Origin of the sequence: Streptococcus sp. HMSC10A01 (assembly GCF_001807785.1) — a bacterium.
In the GTDB taxonomy this organism is placed as follows: domain Bacteria; phylum Bacillota; class Bacilli; order Lactobacillales; family Streptococcaceae; genus Streptococcus; species Streptococcus gordonii.
The window spans coordinates 650,277-668,123 of record NZ_KV790983.1 but is presented as its reverse complement, the minus strand read 5'-3'; the positions used below and the strand labels follow the sequence as shown (position 1 = coordinate 668,123).

At 33.4% G+C, this 17,847-nt stretch carries 17 protein-coding genes and 5 tRNA genes; 2 read left to right on the top strand and 20 right to left on the bottom strand.

The features are described 5' to 3' along the window. Positions 1-18: 18 nt before the first annotated feature. The 20 genes from HMPREF3108_RS10250 to rlmH form a co-directional block, all read right to left on the bottom strand. Positions 19-501 carry a sigma-70 RNA polymerase sigma factor region 4 domain-containing protein gene (locus HMPREF3108_RS10250; protein WP_048778891.1) on the bottom strand — a complete coding sequence of 161 codons (483 nt, stop codon included), beginning with the start codon at positions 499-501 and terminating at the stop codon, positions 19-21. Between the two features lie 200 nt (positions 502-701). Next, positions 702-775, bottom strand: a tRNA-Asn gene (locus HMPREF3108_RS10245). 5 nt (positions 776-780) lie between these two features. Continuing rightward, positions 781-852, bottom strand: a tRNA-Glu gene (locus tag HMPREF3108_RS10240). 176 nt (positions 853-1,028) lie between these two features. Beyond that, positions 1,029-3,011: an ATP-dependent zinc metalloprotease FtsH gene (gene ftsH / locus HMPREF3108_RS10235; RefSeq protein ID WP_048778894.1), complete on the bottom strand. Its 1,983-nt coding sequence runs from the start codon at positions 3,009-3,011 to the stop codon at positions 1,029-1,031. 18 nt (positions 3,012-3,029) lie between these two features. Continuing rightward, entirely contained in the window at positions 3,030-3,572 is a 543-nt protein-coding gene (gene hpt / locus HMPREF3108_RS10230) for a hypoxanthine phosphoribosyltransferase (RefSeq protein WP_045504966.1), read from the bottom strand. Between the two features lie 4 nt (positions 3,573-3,576). Beyond that, complete coding sequence (gene tilS / locus HMPREF3108_RS10225; RefSeq protein ID WP_048778897.1) at positions 3,577-4,854, bottom strand: tRNA lysidine(34) synthetase TilS; 1,278 nt, start codon at positions 4,852-4,854, stop codon at positions 3,577-3,579. Beyond that, a complete protein-coding gene (locus HMPREF3108_RS10220) occupies positions 4,851-6,131 on the bottom strand; it encodes a serine hydrolase (RefSeq protein ID WP_048778900.1) in 1,281 nt (426 codons plus the stop codon). The genes tilS and HMPREF3108_RS10220 overlap by 4 nt, the downstream gene beginning before the upstream one ends. Further along, positions 6,131-6,250 (bottom strand): SP_0009 family protein, encoded by a 120-nt coding sequence (locus HMPREF3108_RS10215; protein WP_037622626.1) that lies wholly within the window; start codon positions 6,248-6,250, stop codon positions 6,131-6,133. The genes HMPREF3108_RS10220 and HMPREF3108_RS10215 overlap by 1 nt, the downstream gene beginning before the upstream one ends. A gap of 2 nt (positions 6,251-6,252) precedes the next feature. Beyond that, positions 6,253-6,621 (bottom strand): FtsB family cell division protein, encoded by a 369-nt coding sequence (locus tag HMPREF3108_RS10210; protein WP_048778903.1) that lies wholly within the window; start codon positions 6,619-6,621, stop codon positions 6,253-6,255. Then, entirely contained in the window at positions 6,614-6,880 is a 267-nt protein-coding gene (locus HMPREF3108_RS10205; protein ID WP_012131074.1) for an RNA-binding S4 domain-containing protein, read from the bottom strand. The genes HMPREF3108_RS10210 and HMPREF3108_RS10205 overlap by 8 nt, the downstream gene beginning before the upstream one ends. A 65-nt stretch (positions 6,881-6,945) precedes the next feature. Continuing rightward, positions 6,946-10,449: a transcription-repair coupling factor gene (mfd, locus tag HMPREF3108_RS10200; RefSeq protein ID WP_141738461.1), complete on the bottom strand. Its 3,504-nt coding sequence runs from the start codon at positions 10,447-10,449 to the stop codon at positions 6,946-6,948. After that, on the bottom strand, positions 10,442-11,011 hold the full coding sequence (pth, locus tag HMPREF3108_RS10195; RefSeq protein WP_048778905.1) for an aminoacyl-tRNA hydrolase: 570 nt from the start codon (positions 11,009-11,011) through the stop codon (positions 10,442-10,444). Before pth ends, mfd begins: the two co-directional genes overlap by 8 nt. A gap of 73 nt (positions 11,012-11,084) precedes the next feature. Next, positions 11,085-12,200, bottom strand: a complete 1,116-nt coding sequence (gene ychF, locus HMPREF3108_RS10190) for a redox-regulated ATPase YchF (RefSeq protein ID WP_008808030.1) — start codon at positions 12,198-12,200, stop codon at positions 11,085-11,087. Between the two features lie 109 nt (positions 12,201-12,309). Beyond that, positions 12,310-12,383: transfer RNA gene (locus tag HMPREF3108_RS10185), tRNA-Asn, on the bottom strand. A 5-nt stretch (positions 12,384-12,388) separates the two neighbouring features. Continuing rightward, positions 12,389-12,460: transfer RNA gene (locus tag HMPREF3108_RS10180), tRNA-Glu, on the bottom strand. Positions 12,461-12,521: 61 nt separating this feature from the next. After that, a complete protein-coding gene (comE, locus tag HMPREF3108_RS10175) occupies positions 12,522-13,289 on the bottom strand; it encodes a competence system response regulator transcription factor ComE (protein WP_008808031.1) in 768 nt (255 codons plus the stop codon). Beyond that, positions 13,286-14,644, bottom strand: coding sequence for a competence system sensor histidine kinase ComD (gene comD / locus HMPREF3108_RS10170; protein ID WP_070494439.1), 1,359 nt, complete (start codon positions 14,642-14,644; stop codon positions 13,286-13,288). The genes comE and comD overlap by 4 nt, the downstream gene beginning before the upstream one ends. 15 nt (positions 14,645-14,659) lie before the next feature. Then, on the bottom strand, positions 14,660-14,812 hold the full coding sequence (locus HMPREF3108_RS10165) for a bacteriocin (RefSeq protein ID WP_008808033.1): 153 nt from the start codon (positions 14,810-14,812) through the stop codon (positions 14,660-14,662). Between the two features lie 169 nt (positions 14,813-14,981). Continuing rightward, positions 14,982-15,055, bottom strand: a tRNA-Arg gene (locus tag HMPREF3108_RS10160). A 42-nt stretch (positions 15,056-15,097) separates the two neighbouring features. After that, positions 15,098-15,577, bottom strand: a complete 480-nt coding sequence (rlmH, locus tag HMPREF3108_RS10155) for a 23S rRNA (pseudouridine(1915)-N(3))-methyltransferase RlmH (RefSeq protein ID WP_070494437.1) — start codon at positions 15,575-15,577, stop codon at positions 15,098-15,100. Between the two features lie 193 nt (positions 15,578-15,770). On the opposite strand from rlmH, the gene HMPREF3108_RS10150 reads away from it, so the two are divergent. Continuing rightward, positions 15,771-16,964, top strand: a complete 1,194-nt coding sequence (locus HMPREF3108_RS10150) for a serine protease HtrA (protein WP_061603308.1) — start codon at positions 15,771-15,773, stop codon at positions 16,962-16,964. Positions 16,965-17,029: 65 nt separating this feature from the next. Beyond that, positions 17,030-17,794 (top strand): ParB/RepB/Spo0J family partition protein, encoded by a 765-nt coding sequence (locus HMPREF3108_RS10145; RefSeq protein ID WP_048777284.1) that lies wholly within the window; start codon positions 17,030-17,032, stop codon positions 17,792-17,794. Positions 17,795-17,847: the final 53 nt, after the last annotated feature.

Sequence of the window (17,847 nt, the reverse complement as noted above, 5' to 3'; positions counted from 1 at the left end):
ATCTCCTCTCCCTTCTTTTTAATCTAAACGGGGATTGAAATCCCTTAAGTGATAGGATAGATTTTTGAGCATTGCCTTACGTCCTTTGAACCTTTCATCTGCCATCAGACGCTCATATTGTTTTGATTCTTCTGGACTGAGCTGACTTCTATACTCTGCCATTGCACTTCTAAAGGCTACCAATTCATCCAGATACAGCTCTTTCATTCTTAAACGATGACCTATCTCGCTGACCTCTTCATAGGGTTGCCTGTCCAATTTCCGCTTTTGACTCTCTTGGCGACGAATCAAATCATGAATTCTGTTCCGAAACTTGGTCTTGAAGTAACGGTACAGGCGTGGATGATCTTCCAGTAGGTTGGGATGACTTTTTAATAATTCGTACAACACCAACATTCCTTCCTGCCTCCAATCTGCATACTCCCATAAGTGCAGATAATAATCTTTATAACATCGCTTGACTATCCCTTCAACTTGTTTGTATACGTCCTCAAACTTCATTGACTAGTCCTTTCTTTTGGTTTTAGAGGTTTTATCCTCACCTATTAATCTATCAAAGATCCTGGTTTTCTTGCACATTGTTCGGTATTTGTTTCTTTAAAATTATTGTCATGTACTAATTGATTATTCTTGTTGCATGTTATCCTCGTTTTAAAACATAAAAAAACAGGAAGAAAATTCTTCCTGTTTTTTATACCAAACTCCGGCAGTAGGACTCGAACCTACGACATCATGATTAACAGTCATGCGCTACTACCAACTGAGCTATGCCGGATAATATAGTCCGTACGGGATTCGAACCCGTGTTACCGCCGTGAAAAGGCGGTGTCTTAACCCCTTGACCAACGGACCATAAATACACAACATAGAACATTATATCAGTTCCTTTCATTTTGTCAATACTTTTCTATTTATTTTTTAAATGCCTTCTATTTGGTAATCTGATAGTTAAGTTATATGCGACAATTGAGTTTGTTTTAAGATTAAATTCTTAAAAAGAATCCCAAAATGAGATTCTTTTTTAAATTTTATTCAGATGAATTGTTTTCTTCCATTTTTGATTTAATTTCATCATATGAAAGTGCGTGTGACTCTTTATCTTCATCCAATTGATCTTCAGATATTTTCCCGTTTTCATAAATAGATTTAATTTGATTACTATCCAACGTTTCATATTTCAGAAGCGCCTCAGCTATCAATTTATGAGTTTCACGATTTGATTGAATGATTTCTGCTGCTTTGTTACGAGCTTCATTTAAGAGGTCACGTACTTCAGCATCAATTTCATAGGCAGTCTGCTCAGAGATAGATTTTGGTGGATTATAAGCACCTGGAATCATAGCATGATTTCCTTCATATTGTACGGGACCAAGTTTGTCGCTCATACCATATTCTGTAACCATGCTTCGAGCCATTTGTGTTGCCTGTTCGAAGTCATTAGAAGCCCCTGTTGTTTGAACATTAAAGATGATTTCTTCTGCAACCCGTCCACCCATGAGACCTGCTAATTGCTCTTTCATATCTTCTTTAGATAGAAGCATTTGATCTTCCTTAGGCAAGGCAATCATGTATCCTCCCGCACGACCACGAGGTACGATGGTTACCTTATGCACAACACGAGCATTTGAAAGAACCAAACCAACAATTGTATGACCCGCTTCATGATACGCAACGATTTGGCGGTCACGTTCTGAAACTGTCTTATCTTTTTTAGACGGTCCGGCGATAACTCTATCTTCAGCTTCATCGATATCAGAAGCGTCGATTACTTTCTTATTGCGGCGAGCTGCTACCAAGGCTGCTTCATTTAGGACATTCTCAAGATCTGCACCAACAAATCCTGGGGTCTGCTGAGCAACTAATTTCAAATCAACATCTGTAGCCAAAGGTTTGTTTTTAGCATGAACACGTAAGATAGCTTCACGACCTTTGACATCTGGACGACCGACTAAAACTTTTCTGTCAAAACGTCCAGGACGAAGAAGTGCAGGATCCAGCACATCTGAACGGTTTGTTGCGGCGATAACGATAATGCCTTCATTTCCTTCAAAACCATCCATTTCAATAAGGAGTTGGTTTAAAGTTTGTTCTCTCTCATCATTACCACCGCCAAGACCAACACCACGCTGACGACCGACTGCATCAATTTCATCAATGAAGATGATTGCTGGAGCTGCTTTTTTAGCATCTTCAAATAATGAGCGAACACGACTAGCACCAACACCAACAAACATTTCGACAAAATCTGAACCAGAAATACTGAAGAAAGGAACGCCAGCTTCTCCTGCAACTGCTTTAGCAAGAAGAGTTTTACCTGTTCCTGGAGGTCCTTCAAGTAGAACACCAGCAGGGATACGCGCTCCAAGCTTAGTATAACGTTTAGGATCTTTAAGAAATTCAACTACTTCAACCAATTCTTGCTTTTCTTCTTCAGCACCAGCAACATCAGAAAAACGTACCTTGATTGATTCTTTGCTAGCAGCACGCGCTTTGTTGCGGCCAAAATTCATCGCACCACGGGCTCCACCGCCACCACTTTGATTCATCATTGAAAAGAAGAAGAATCCGACAATAACAAGTGGAAAGACAGAAATTAAAATATTAAGCCACATTCCACTTGAGCTTTCACGCTTGATGCTAATCTCTGTCTTGTTTTTAGCTGCTAAATTTTGTAACTCAGAAATAGTTGAATCCGCCGGCAATATGATGCTGGTGAATTTTTTAACTGATAATGAAGGGGATGGGAAAAATTGAATGCCTGTTGTATCTTTCACTTCCTTAGATTTTTTATACGTTCCGGAAATCTCAACAACACTTCCATTTGGCTGGTAACTAATATCTTTTACGTTACCTTTTTCAATTTCTTTAACTAATTCTGAGTAATTAATCTGCTGACTGCGGTTGACAGAATTTCCAGCCATCAAATACTGAAAACCTGTTACCAAGGCAATCACAACTAAAATGTAGAGAAGTGGATTTTTTACTAATCCATTATTTTGCTTATTTTTCATTTATATATAGTAAACCTTTTATTTTGTATATACTTCTTCCTTCAAGATACCTACATAAGGTAAATTGCGATAGTTTTCAACATAGTCCAACCCATATCCAACTACAAATTCATTTGGAATTGTGAAGCAAGTGTAATCTGCCTCTATTTCAACAAGGCGTCCTTCTGGCTTATCCAAGAGTGTAGCAATTTTAACTGACGCCGCATTTCTATCTTTGAACATTTCACAAAGGCTTTTTAAAGTCTTTCCAGTATCAATGATATCTTCAATAAAAAGGATATGGCGACCAGCGACATCTTGGTCAACATCTTTTTTAATGTTAATTACACCACTGCTAGAAGTTCCACCATGATAGCTAGATACAATCATGAAATCCAGTTCAATATGAGTATCAATGTGCTTAATCAACTCAGCCATAAAAGGAACCGAACCTTTTAAAACACCAACTAGAATAGGATTCTTCCCATGATAATCTTCTGTTAATTGGGCTCCTAGTTTTTTAGCAGCAGCAACTATCTCATCGTGCGAAATCAGTACTTTTTTAATGTCTTTTTCTAACATAATCTTACCTATCTATTTTTTTAATATAAAGAACATCTTTCATTATATCACGTTTCGAGTTCTTACTCAAATCACCTGTTACGATTCCAGCAATCCCTAAAATTTCATTAAATTGTTCCACAATGACAGCTTCATCTCTTTCTTTAAGAGAGTATTTTTTATCTATAAAATAGCGAGCTAGTTTTTTATGGTGACCATTTAATAAAATTCTATCTCCAGACTGTCGGTGACGGAGCACAATAGAAGTTTTACGTGAAACAGGAATCATCTGAACCTCTCCACCAATTAATTCTTTCCCAAAAGAGAAACAATAACCACCTAGTTCAATAATATCTTCAAATTGTAGCAAAATAGCTCCCTTTTTTGAATCAGACTTAGGACCGATTTTCTTAATTTTAAAGGTTTGATAGTCTTGGATGAGCTCATATTGATTTTTAAGATAATGGTGATAGTTGGTTTTAGTATTTACAATATGTAAAATATCATCAAACTGTGCTTTACTTAGTTGTAAATCAGGAAATTTTTCAAGATATTCCTGCAATAAAAAAACTTGAACTTCTCTTTTTTGCTTCCTAAACGTCTGTAAATCCGTCAGATTTAAGTCTTTTGTTAAGCCGGAAAGAGCTTTTTGTAATTGAGCAATTTCTAAACCTAAACCTATAATAGCTTGTTTGATTCTGGGGTTTTCTGTTTCTAAAAGCGGGAAATATTGGTTTCTTACACGATTTCTAAAATAAGTATTTTCAAAATTTGAGGCATCTTCAAAATGAAAAACCGTCGGAAAATCAGTTTTAGAAAATTCCAACAAGGGTCTAATTAACTCGCCACCACCAAAAGGCTGCCTATCTTTCATACCAGACAAATAACGTAAGCGACTTCCACGTAGAATCCGCATAAAAATCGTTTCTGCTTGATCGTCTGCATGATGGGCTGTCACCAAGGCAGTACAATCTTCTTCTTGCATGACTTTTTTGAAAAAATTATAACGAAAATCTCTAGCTGATTTTTCTGAAAAAACTCCAGAAAAACTTGATGTAAGAATCTTTACACCAAGTTTTTGAGCAATTTCTTTTAATTGTTTTTCTTCTTGATCAGCTTCAATTCGTTGTTTATGGTTGATATGAGCCAAGATAAGTTCTATATCCAACTCTTTTTGATACTTATATAAAAGGTTCAATAAGGTCATAGAATCAAGGCCACCAGAAATGGCCAACAAAACTCTTTGATGTTCAATAAAATAAGCTTTTTCTTTACACTGTTTCAAAAATTGCTGCTCAATCATTTCAGCACCTCATAGACATCATTGGCTATTTTTGAAATAGTGTCATAGTTTGAATGATTAGTGAAAACCGATATGATAAAAGGTGATTCACTGTAAACAATGGCAACGTCATGTTTGAAATCATAAGCATCACCAATCTTATGAGCAACCTTCACTGGAATATCCTTAGAAATCCTCTGATTATCAAAGTTGGTCTGCGAAAGAGTGTCAATAATAGAACCATTTTGATAATAAATAGCTTCTATTACATTTCCTGCCATTTTAGCAGAGGCATTTCTTTCTTCCACATCCCATTTTCTACCTGCAATGTTTTCAATAGTGGAACGGTAGGTCGAGCTTGATTTATCTGTAACATAGTAACCTAAAATATTGGTTGCGGCGTTATCAGATTCTTTGGCAATATGATTAATGAGATCCTGTACACTGTATTCTTTATTATCCGCTTCTTTGGGTAAACTCCCACTTCCTTCCGTATCATAAGCTCCAGAATAATCATTAACATCCTGAATATATTTTAGTCCTTGTGCAAGTGTAAATTTCCCTTTATTTAATTCTTCTTGAGCATAATAAAGAATTGGCAATTTAGTTACACTGGCAGAATACATCTCTGTATCTTGATTAATTCCTGCCGTTTTTCCTGTATTCAACTGTTTGACATAAATAGAAAAGTCCGCCTGATTATATCGACTAGTTAAGATTTCTTGAACTTTTTCGATGCGATTATCTGTATCTGAAAGATAATCCGCTCTTACCCAACCACTATTTTCAATTTTTGCATATTGAGCTGTTGGTGTTGTAGCCAGTTGAGTAATTTTTACAGAAGTATAGGCTGATTTATTACTATTAATTTTTTTGACACCATTTACATAAGCTTTTTCATAAACTGTAAAACCTGGTTTAAGCCACACTGTTTGATTTGTATCTTCCAAAGTCAAGACAGTATCATCATAAATGGAACGTTTATCAGCAACTACAAACTGACCATTGGATAACTTAAAGAGAGGTAACCCTTGAGAATTGACTACTAATTCAGTCAACTTGAAAGGCTGATTTGGAGATAGCTTCCCAGAAATCTTATCTAGTTCTGCAGAAGAAAAAGTTAAAACTTCTTCATAAACATTTGGATTGGTAGGAAGTGTTTGATAATAATTGCTGTAGCTTGTATTGGTCAATTCATACTGTTGACTTGTTGTCAATGGAATATCTTTTTCTGTGCTAATGACTATATTACTGCAAAAGAAAGCCGGTAACAACAATAAAGCTAAGTATTTCCTCATCAATCCTTCCTTTCTGTATTTTTTTCTTCTCTCAATTCTTGATTCTTTTGTGAAAGTTCTTCCAATTTCTCCTCTGAGAAAGTTAAAAATTTCTCCACTGTTTTAACGATATTATCCATGATTACTGTGGTAACAAATCTGGTATATTATAGATTGTTTCTCCTTCTTTGGCATAGAAATATTTTGCTCGAGCGTACTTAGCGGCATAGTCATCATCCTTTAAACGCTTAGATAAGTTTTCCTGATATTCTTTTTCCCTACTCAACTCATCATATTTTTCTTGTAAGTCAACAAGCTTTTGCCGGCGTTCTAGAAGGGTTTGATAGGATTGTACTAAATTATAAGTTGGTAAAATGAACAAAAGCATAACTAAAATTAAAACCCAGCCCATAAAACGATTTTTTTTGCGACGTTCTTCTTCTAAGTAGCGTCGACGCTGATTTTCATCCTGAATGTACTGATTATTTAATTGAACAATATTTTTAGACATCTTCTTCTACCCTTGTTTCACTAACAATTTCATACATACTTGCTGCATCTTCTTTTTTGGTACTATCTTTCATTTCTAATACTTTCACAGTGAGTAGTTTATTACCAAAACGAATTTCAACAATATCATCTGTTTTTAAGTCTGTTGAACTCTTGGCTAGAATTCCATTTACTTTTATTCGCCCTTTATCAGCAACTTCTTTTGCAACAGTTCGCCTCTTAATAATTCTTGATACTTTTAAATACTTGTCTAATCTCATATTCCTTACCTCAATTCTCTTAATATTCTATCATGTTTTAAAGAAAATGAAAAAACAAAATCCCCTCAATCCTCTTTTCTTTGTTTTATCTCCACCAACTTTTGACCAAACTGAATTAAATTTTCTAAGATTTCGTAATCCTTTTTCTGACGAACATCAAAAATAACTTCAATTAGTTTATCGCTTTCTCCTATACGAGCTTTTAAAGTTGTTGCAGCCAAAGCTTCAAAATAATCCTGGGTCAAGAATAGTTGCTGAGACATCTTTTCAAATCTAACAACTACAGTCTGCTGTCTGCGTTCGACTAAAGAAACAAAGGATTTATCCAAATATGATTTCAACAGACCAATTTCCAATAAATAGGCAACAACATCTGGATACTCTCCAAAACGATCTATCAATTCTTCTTGTAAATCTTCATAATTTACACGGTTGTCAATTTCACGAATACGTTTGTAAATCTCAATTTTTTGACGTTCATCTGATATATAATCACTAGGTAAATAAGCATCAATTTGGAGATTAATTTCTGCATTACTTTTTTGTCTTTTTTGCTCTTTACCTTGCTTCTTAGCGATTGCTTCTTCTAAAAGCTGAGAATACATTTCAAATCCTACAGAATCAATAAATCCTGATTGAGAAGCTCCAAGAATGTTTCCTGCTCCTCGAATGGACAAATCTCTCATAGCAATTTTAAATCCTGAACCTAATTCTGTAAAACCTTTAATTGCTTCTAAACGTTTTTCAGCCACCTCAGTCAAAGTTTTATCTGGTCGATACATAAAATAAGCATAGGCGATACGATTACTTCGACCTACTCGCCCCCTAAGTTGATATAAGGTTGACAAACCTAGATGATCAGCATTTTCTATAAATAAAGTATTTGCATTTGGAATATCAACTCCGGTTTCAATAATGGTAGTTGTAACCAAGACATCATATTCTCCATTTATAAAGTCAATTAGAGTATTCTCCAAGCGAATTTCACTCATTTGACCATGAACAAAACCAATATTTGCTTCTGGAACTAACTCTTTTAATTCAGCTACTTTTTGCTCAATTGTGTCAACTTTATTGTAAAGATAGTAAACTTGTCCTCCACGATCTATTTCTCTTACAATTGCATCTCGAATAATAGTTGGATTAGTTTCTAAAACATAAGTTTGAACTGGATAACGATTGGTCGGAGGAGTTTCAATGACTGATAAGTCTCGAATACCTAACATTGACATATGTAAGGTACGAGGAATAGGAGTAGCAGTTAAAGTTAAGACATCAACTTTTGTTTTTAATTCTTTTAGTTTCTCCTTATGCTTAACTCCAAAACGCTGTTCCTCATCAATAACTATCAGACCTAAATCTGCAAATTCAACATCCTGTGATAAGAGTCTGTGAGTCCCAATAATGATATCCACTTGACCTTTTTTCAAACCTTCTAAAGTCTCATTCTGCTCTGCCTTTGTCCTAAAGCGACTTAGAACATCAACATTAACAGCAAAGTCATTAAAACGTTCTTTAAAATTTGTATAATGTTGCTGAGCAAGTACAGTTGTTGGCACCAAAATTGCAACCTGCTTATGATCATTAACAGCCTTAAAAGCCGCCCGCATTGCTACTTCAGTTTTACCAAAACCAACATCTCCTACCAATAGGCGATCCATTGGTTGCTTGCTTTCCATATCCTTCTTTATTTCTTGAATACTTCGTAATTGATCCTCTGTTTCAACATAAGGAAAATCATTATCAAATTCAATCTGATTTTCGTCATCACTAGAAAAGGAAAAACCTTCTAGCTGGCTCCTCTCTGCATACAATTTAATTAAATCATCTGCAATATCTTCCACTTGATGCTGAACTTTTTGTTTTGTCTTTTGAAAACGACCGTCATTTAACTTATTGACTTTTGGTGTCTTTCCATCACTGGCTACATATTTTGATAAGAGTTGGATTTGGTCAACTGGAATCGATACTCGATCGGCATTTTGGTATTGAATGGTTACATAATCTCGATGAATACCAGAAATTTCAATGGTTTCAATTCCTAGATATCGCCCAATACCATGTATGTTATGGACAACATAATCTCCTTTTTCTAACTCATTATAATCCTTTAATCGCTCTGCATTAGATATATTTTGCCGTCTTACACGTCTTTTAACTTTCTTTTGGAAAATTTCATATTCTGTAATTAATACAAGTTTTTGGTCTACAAAATTAAACCCTTGGTTTAAATTTCCTTGTATAAGTTGCACTGAATTTTTATGGATTTCTTTATCATTTATATACTCTACTTGAATATCGTATTCTTGTAAAGTTTTATGTAAAGATTGTAAAGAAGATAATGAAGATGCTTGCAGGATTACTGTAGAACCTGCCTTTTTATAGCGGTCAATTTCATCTTTCAATAAAAGAAATTGACTAAAAAATTCCTGCATAGGGTATTGATTAAATTGATAAAGAAAATCAAATTTTAAGTTACCTAAGCCTTTGTGAAAATTTGAAAGAAAAGTAGAAGGTTTGTAATTTCTAAAATCTGGATAAGCATTAACAAAATATTTCTGATTTGAAACAGCTTTACTAGATTGTAAACCTTCTGTCAAAATAGTTGCAGCTTCCATTTCAAATTGTGCATTTCGCTCCATGATTTTTTGAAAATCATCAAAGAAAATAGGAGTATGTTTTGGAAGATAATCTAGAATAGTCCATTCTTTCTCATAAAAATAGGATAAAAATTTTCGAGAATCTGGATGAAGTTGACGTTTTTTAACATTCTGTAAGATCTCTTCAAGATAAGATTTTAGATGGTTATCTTGACTTGCTTTTACTGCCTCTTCTATTTTTTTCTGAGCTCTTAGATAATCTTCATCCGATAACAATATATCGTTTGCAGGATGAATTAAAACTTGATTTAAATTTTCAATAGAAGTTTGGCTTTCTGAATCAAAAATACGTATTCCATCAATCTCATCTCCGAAAAATTCTAAGCGGTAAGGAGAAATACTATCTTTATCAAAAATATCTAGGATATCACCTCTTAAACTGAACTCACCCTGATTAAAAACTTGTGATTCTTTTCTATAACCAATCTTAATCAAAAAGTTTACAAGGGTATCAAGGTTATATTCTTGACCAACTTTTAGTTCTATAATTGAAGATTTTAATTCATTTGGATTTGGCAAAAAAAGGCGACTAGCTGAAAGATTTGTGACTAGAATACCTGACTCATTGTCATCTAATAAAAAATTTAATGCTCCAATCCGAGCATATATTTTCTCTTGAGACGAGAAGATAAATTCAGCCATAGGTGCATCGTCAGCTAAAAAATTATATACTTTTTCCTCACCTAACAAAGAAATCAAGTCACTAGATAACTTTTCTGCTTCACTATAACCTGATGTCATAACGAGAATTTTTTGATGTTCATCAAGAGCGGAGGCTATTGCAAGTGCCTTAGTGGAACCAGACAACCCCATTAGTAACTGTCTAGTCTTTTGATTTAGATTTTTTTTCCAATCTAAAATTTGCTGGTTTTGACAAAATAAATCAATCAAGTTCATTTTATTATCCATTATACTTCTGCATTGCTTGTTCAAAATTTCCTGATTGTAAATAATAATTTACAGCATTGTCAACCTTGTCAATAGTATTCAAAATAGTTATGTAATCATCTCTATCGAATTTTCCTAAAACATGATGAACCACTGTCATACCTTCTTTAGGACGACCAATACCTATTTTAACTCGTTTAAAATCTTGAGTACCTATATGTTTAATAATCGATTTAATCCCATTATGACCACCTGCTGAACCTTTTGCGCGTAAACGAATCTTACCAACTTCCATATCTAAATCATCATAAATGACAAGTAAATCCTCAACTTCTAAACCATAATAAGTTAACAAAGCATGAACTGCTTTTCCACTTTCATTCATAAAAGTTGTTGGTTTGATAAAATATACCTTTTCACCATTTAAGAATGTTGAAGCGATTTCTGACTGAAAAATTTTATCAACTGTAAACTTTAAATTTAAATCTTTACATAACTTGTCAACTAGCATAAAACCAACATTGTGTTTCGTTTCAAAATATTTTTCTCCCGGATTTCCTAATCCAACAATTAATTTTGTCATTCTTATCCTTTCAAAGCTTAAAAGGGTTGGAAATTTTTTTCCAACCTACTCTTTATTCCATTTATACTTTCTTTTACACATTAAATCGGAATTCCATAATATCGCCATCTTGAACGATATATTCTTTTCCTTCTTCACGTAAACGACCAGCTTCTTTCACTGCTTTTTCACTTCCATAATGCAGTAAATCATCATAAGACATGGTTACCGCTCGGATGAAACCTTTCTCAAAATCTGAGTGGATGATGCCTGCTGCTTGAGGGGCTTTCATTCCACGTTTGAAGGTCCAAGCGCGAACTTCTTTTTCACCAGCTGTAAAGTATGTTCCAAGTCCCAACAGGTGGTAAGCTGCTCTGGTCAGTTTATCCACACCTGATTCAGTCAAGCCAATAGCTTCTAAAAATTCTGATTTATCTTCATCATCCAATTCAGAAATTTCCTCTTCAGCACGCGCTGAAATGACTACAACTTCTGCATTTTCTGTTGCTGCAAATTCCCGAATTTGCTTTACATAGTCAATATTATCTGGATCAGCCACCTCATCTTCACTGACATTGGCCACATAAAGCACAGGTTTAGTCGTTAAGAGAAAGAGCCCTTTAACGATCTTCTGTTCTTCTTCTGTAAACTCAATTGTCCGAGCTGAGATACCATCTTCGAGAACTGGCTTAATTTTCTGTAATACATTAAATTCCGCCACAGAATCCTTATCTTTTTGAGTTCTCGCCATCTTCTCTACACGCGCATAACGTTTGTTGATACTTTCTAAGTCTGCTAAAATCAATTCTAAATTGATTGTTTCAATATCTGCCATTGGATCAACAAAATCAGACTCGCGACCCTGTTCCCTCATGACATTTTCATCATCAAAAGCACGTACAACGTGGACGATAGCATCTACTTCGCGGATATTGGCCAAGAATTTATTCCCTAGTCCTTCTCCTTTTGAAGCACCTTTCACAATTCCAGCAATATCTGTAAATTCGAAGGTTGTTGGAACTTTTTTCTGTGGTTTGATGAGCTCTGTTAATTTATCAAGACGTGCATCCGGAACTTCCACTCTTCCAACATTAGGGTCAATTGTTGCAAAAGGATAGTTTGCTGCTTCTGCCCCCGCTTTTGTAATTGCATTAAATAAAGTTGATTTGCCGACATTAGGTAATCCGACAATTCCTGCTGTTAAAGCCATTTAGCTCTTCCTTTCATCTTTTCAATTCAAATTATTATACCATAAAACAGACTAAGTCTGTAGAGGAAAATATAAACAAAAAAACACTCAATTAATTGAGTGTTAGCGACTCCGGCAGTAGGACTCGAACCTACGACATCATGATTAACAGTCATGCGCTACTACCAACTGAGCTATGCCGGATAATATAGTCCGTACGGGATTCGAACCCGTGTTACCGCCGTGAAAAGGCGGTGTCTTAACCCCTTGACCAACGGACCATATATGTCTCACAATAAGACATATTTTATTATACCAGTTTATCTCACTTTGTCAACAGTTTTATTTTTTATTTTCTTCTTTTTTACTTTTTGCTTTCAGTATTTCTTTTAAATATCTGACACGTAATCGAGAAATTGGTGAACGATGACCATCATAATACAAAACATCTTTTGTTTTTTTGTCGTATCCACTAATATTACTAATATTAGATAGGTATGACTTGTGTGGTGAGAAAAAATATCCAAGTTCTTTATCTTGTTCCTGAATTTCTGCTATTGTCCCATAGAATTCCTTAAAGAAATTTTTTCCAACAACTCTTAATTTATAAGGACTTCCTGTTGTCTCAATATATAAAATATCTCTAAAAGGAATTCGAATTTCGTTTCCTCTAAAACTATACTCAAAAAAGTCAACAATATCTGTATTTTCAATTAAATTATTTCGTGTATAAACGATACAATCTTTAACTCTTTTCTTAAAAGAATTATCATTTATGTCTTTATCTATAAAATCTAACGCTGATACTTTATACTTAAAAGTTAAAGTCGCAAATTCTGAATGACTCGTGACAAAAACAATGATAGCATAGGGATTATGTTGGCGTATAAATTGCGCCATTTCTAGACCTTTTTGTTCTTCTCCTTTGATATCTATATCTAAGAAATAGAGTTGATTTACCTCGTCTGACTCAACATATTCTTTAAATTCATGAATTTTTCCTGTTACTTTTGCTTTAATTTCAAGATTAAGTTCGCGAGAAATTTCTTCGAAGACATTTTCAATTCTCACTTGATGTTCAATAGTATCTTCTAGCACTAATACTTTCATATTTTTTCCTTTCTTTTAAATCTTACAACTTGTATAAAATAATTTGTTTCTATATCTGTTTCCAGAATAACTTCATCATATTTGTCAATAATTTCTTTGACATTATTTAAACCTAATCCTCGATTTTCTCCTTTTGTCGAGAAGCCTACTTCATAAATTTCTTCTAAATTAATGTAACGGCTTTGACGAGAATTCTGAATTACAAAAACAATTTCTTTATCTAGCTTTACTAAAGACACGTTCATTGTTTTTGAGGGACTTTCAGCTGCCCCTTCAACCGCATTATTGAGCAATACACTAGCTACTCGAACTAAATCTAAAAGTTTCATAGGTAATGTCTCAATAACATCCTTCATTTCAAATACGATCTCTACTCCACACTCTCGAGCCTTAAATATAGTTTGAATTAACACACTTCTCAAGGCAGTGTCTTGAACATTATTTAACTCAAAAAAAGTATAGTCATCTGATCGAAGAGAAATATTAGCTTGACTTAAAACATTATGAAAGATTCGCTCTACTTCTTTCATATCACCTGAGTTAATTCCGGTTTGCAAACTTGTTAACATACCAGCATAATCGTGACGAAAACCTCGAATTTCGTTATAAAGACCTACAATTTCATCTGTATAAAGTTGTAGTTGTCTTTGTTCTTCCTTTTTTTGCTGAATTTCTTTTGCTTTTTCATGTTGTTCACGAGCAGACTTTAAATAAAATAAAGTCGACAAAAACATAATAAATCCTATAGTGGCAATCATACTAGCAAAACTATTAAGATGTGCGTTTTCGCTAAACCAATGAGAAATATTTAATAAGATATGAATTACTATATATGACTTATTAACATTATATAGATCATTTTTATAAATTGGTTCTTTATAATATTCAAAATAAAAGTCAAAAAAATCAACAACCTTTAAAATAATAAACAAAGATAAAAGATTAATTATAATGTAAAAAATATCGTAATGTTGTTTTACAAAATAATCTCCTGTTATTGAAGAAATAATGACAGATAAAAAAGTTTCGGAAGTCTCCACAGATAAATAGATAACAAACGATAAAAACAAATTCAAGTAATTATCATACTCTTTTCTTTTAAGAAAATATTTGTAGAAAATAAGGGGTTGAATAAATAGGAAAATATAGTGGAAAATACTACTTATTACATCTCCAAAACTTGGAATTTCAATAAGAATTGAAGAAATAATTGAAATTCCAAAAACAATACTAAAGAATAAACCAATAAATTTTATATCTATCTTTTTACTCTGCATAATTTTCTTATGAAATATCTCATAAGAAACAACTTGTATAATAGTTGGAAAAAATGCAATTATTATCTTCAAAATCATCTTTAACCCCTAAAATTATTTTCTTTTTAAAAAAATATCTCTCCAAATTGAATTATTAATCCTATGTCGAATATCTCCACCAGTAACTTGCTCTAATTTTCTTTCTGTCAAAATTTCAAATTGTTGTAACTCTTTTGGCAATAGATTTTGTTTGTTTTTCTTTTTCATAAAAATATCTCCTAATAATTTTTTGTAAAGTTAACTTACAAGATTATTATACAGGGACATTTTCCAAATATAGAAAATCAGCTTCATATGCAAGTAAATATAACTGAAATGTCATTTTTAAAAATTTTATTAAAAAAAGAGTGCGCTTGAGCGCACCCTCAATCTTATCTGATCCCAGCAAGATTCGAACTTGCGACCGTTCGCTTAGAAGGCGAATGCTCTATCCAGCTGAGCTATGGGACCATACTTTATTATTGTAACAAAAAGACCGTATAGCGTCAAGATTCATTTATGATAAGGACTACCTTGCTGAATCATAAAAGCGCGATAAATTTGCTCCATTAAAACTAAACGCATTAATTGATGAGGTAGGGTTAACTTACCAAAACTCATCAAAAGATTTGCTCTTTCTTTCACTTTAGGAGACAAGCCTAAGCTACCACCAATAATAAAAGTGATATCTGAAAAACCTCGAACTGAAGCATCTTCAATAACTTTACTAAATTTTTCAGAAGGAAATTGCTGACCTTCAATAGCTAAAACAATAACAAACTCACGATCTAATACTTTAGATAAAATTCGTTCCCCTTCTTTCGACAGAATTTGTTGGTTCTCTAATTGACTTGCTTTATCTGGTGTTTTTTCATCAGCTAATTCAATTATCTCTACTTTCGTAAAACGACTGAGTCGTTTTGAGTATTCTGCAATACCTTCTTTAAGGTATTTCTCTTTTAATTTTCCAACTGTTACAAGCTTTATTTTCATAGTTTCATTTTATCATATTCACACCTTATTCACACTATTTCAATGAGAAATTTTTACCTCATCTATAGATTTTCTAATAAAAATTAACGTTTTTTCTAAGTTTTCCACAAACTGTGGAAAAGTACTTTTTTTTAAGATATAATTAAGTTATCAGTTCTATACTTACAACAATTTGAAATATTAGGAGGAAGATATGAAAAATTCTTCAAATTTCTTCAAAAAAACATTGCAAGTTTTCATTATCTTGTTTGTTGGTTTTATAGGTGGTGTTGCTGGAACATGGGGACTTTCTTATTTTTCAACACCTCACTCAGCCACAAATAATAATCAGAAAACAGCTACTACAATAACAACATCCTATAAAAATAGTAATTCTACAACAAAGGCTGTTGATAAAGTTAAAGACGCAGTTGTCTCTGTCATTACATATTCTGAATCTAGTTCAGATGCTATTTTTGACAACAATAATTCAGGAAACGAAAATGATCAGGTAGCTAGCGAAGGATCTGGTGTTATCTATAGAAAAGATAAAGACTATGCTTACTTAGTTACCAATACACACGTTATCAATGGAGCAAAAAAGGTTGATATCCGTCTTGCTGATGGGAATAAGGTTCCTGGTGAAATAGTCGGAACTGATACATATTCTGATATTTCTGTAGTCAGAATTCCTGCTGATAAGGTTAAAAATGTGGCTGAATTTGGGGATTCTAGTAAATTAACTGTTGGAGAAACTGCCATTGCAATCGGAAGCCCTCTTGGTTCTGATTATGCTAATACAGTGACTCAGGGAATTGTTTCTAGTCTAAGCCGTAATGTTTCTTCACGATCAGAAGATGGTCAGACAATTGCTACTCAAGCTATTCAAACTGATGCAGCAATTAATCCAGGTAACTCTGGTGGTCCTCTTGTAAACATTCAAGGTCAAGTTATTGGTATTACCTCTAGTAAAATTGCTAACACCAATAATGGTAGTACTTCTGTTGAAGGTATGGGATTTGCAATCCCATCCAATGATGTTGTAAATATCATTGAACAATTAGAAAAGAATGGTAAAGTCATTCGACCAGCATTAGGAATTCAAATGGTCAACTTAAGTAGTTTGTCTTCTTCAAGCTCTGATCGATTAAAACTTCCAGACAATGTTAAAAATGGTGTCGTTGTTCGTTCAACACAAACTGGAATGCCTGCTGATGGTAAGTTACAAAAATATGATGTGATTACAAAAATTGATGATACAGAAATATCATCTGCTAGCGATATCCAATCAGCTCTTTATAAACATTCAATTAATGAAGAAATTAAAGTTACTTATTATCGTGATGGAAAAGAGCAAACAACAACTATTAAACTAACTAAATCAACTGATGATTTAAGTTCTGAATAAATACCATTTACAAGACTGTCAACACACCTTTACTCTTTCGTAAAGGTGTGTTATGCTATATACAAATGGAAAATTATCAATATATTTTAATTAAAGATATTCACACCAATCCCTATCAACCAAGAAAAGATTTTTCAATAGAGAAATTAAACGAGTTAGCAAATTCTATTAAAGAAAACGGATTAATCCAGCCTATTATCGTCAGGAAATCATCTATCATTGGATACGAACTTTTAGCTGGGGAAAGAAGATTTAGGGCAGCTAAAATAGCAGGCTTAACTGAAATTCCTGCCTTAGTCAAATCACTAAGCGATGATGAAATGATGAAGCAGGCTATTATTGAAAATCTTCAAAGAGAGGATCTCAATCCAATAGAAGAAGCTGAATCTTATCAGAATCTTATTTACAAGGGATTGACGCATGATGAAATCGCTCAGATTATGGGGAAATCAAGGCCTTATATTACAAATCTTGTTCGCTTGCTACAGCTACCTGATTTTGTCTTAAAAGCTGTAAAAGAAGGTCATATTTCTCAGGCTCATGCTCGATTATTAATAAAACTTAAGGAAAAAGACCAGAAAAAATGGCTTGAAAAAATTATTTCTTCAGATATTTCTGTTAGAAAATTAGAGAAATTATTACAGACTTCTCCTACTAAGCCTAAGTCTGAAAATGTCCAAAAAATTTTTATAGAGGAAGAAGAAGAAAATCTAAAGAAATTATTGGGAGTTGATGTAAAGATTAGTCTCTCTAAGAAACAAACTGGCAAAATCTCAATTTCTTTTTCTAATCAGGAAGAATATGAAAGAATTATTAACAGTCTTAAATAGTACTGTTATTTTTCTTTTATCATTTCACAAGCATTTCCACAAAATATAGTATC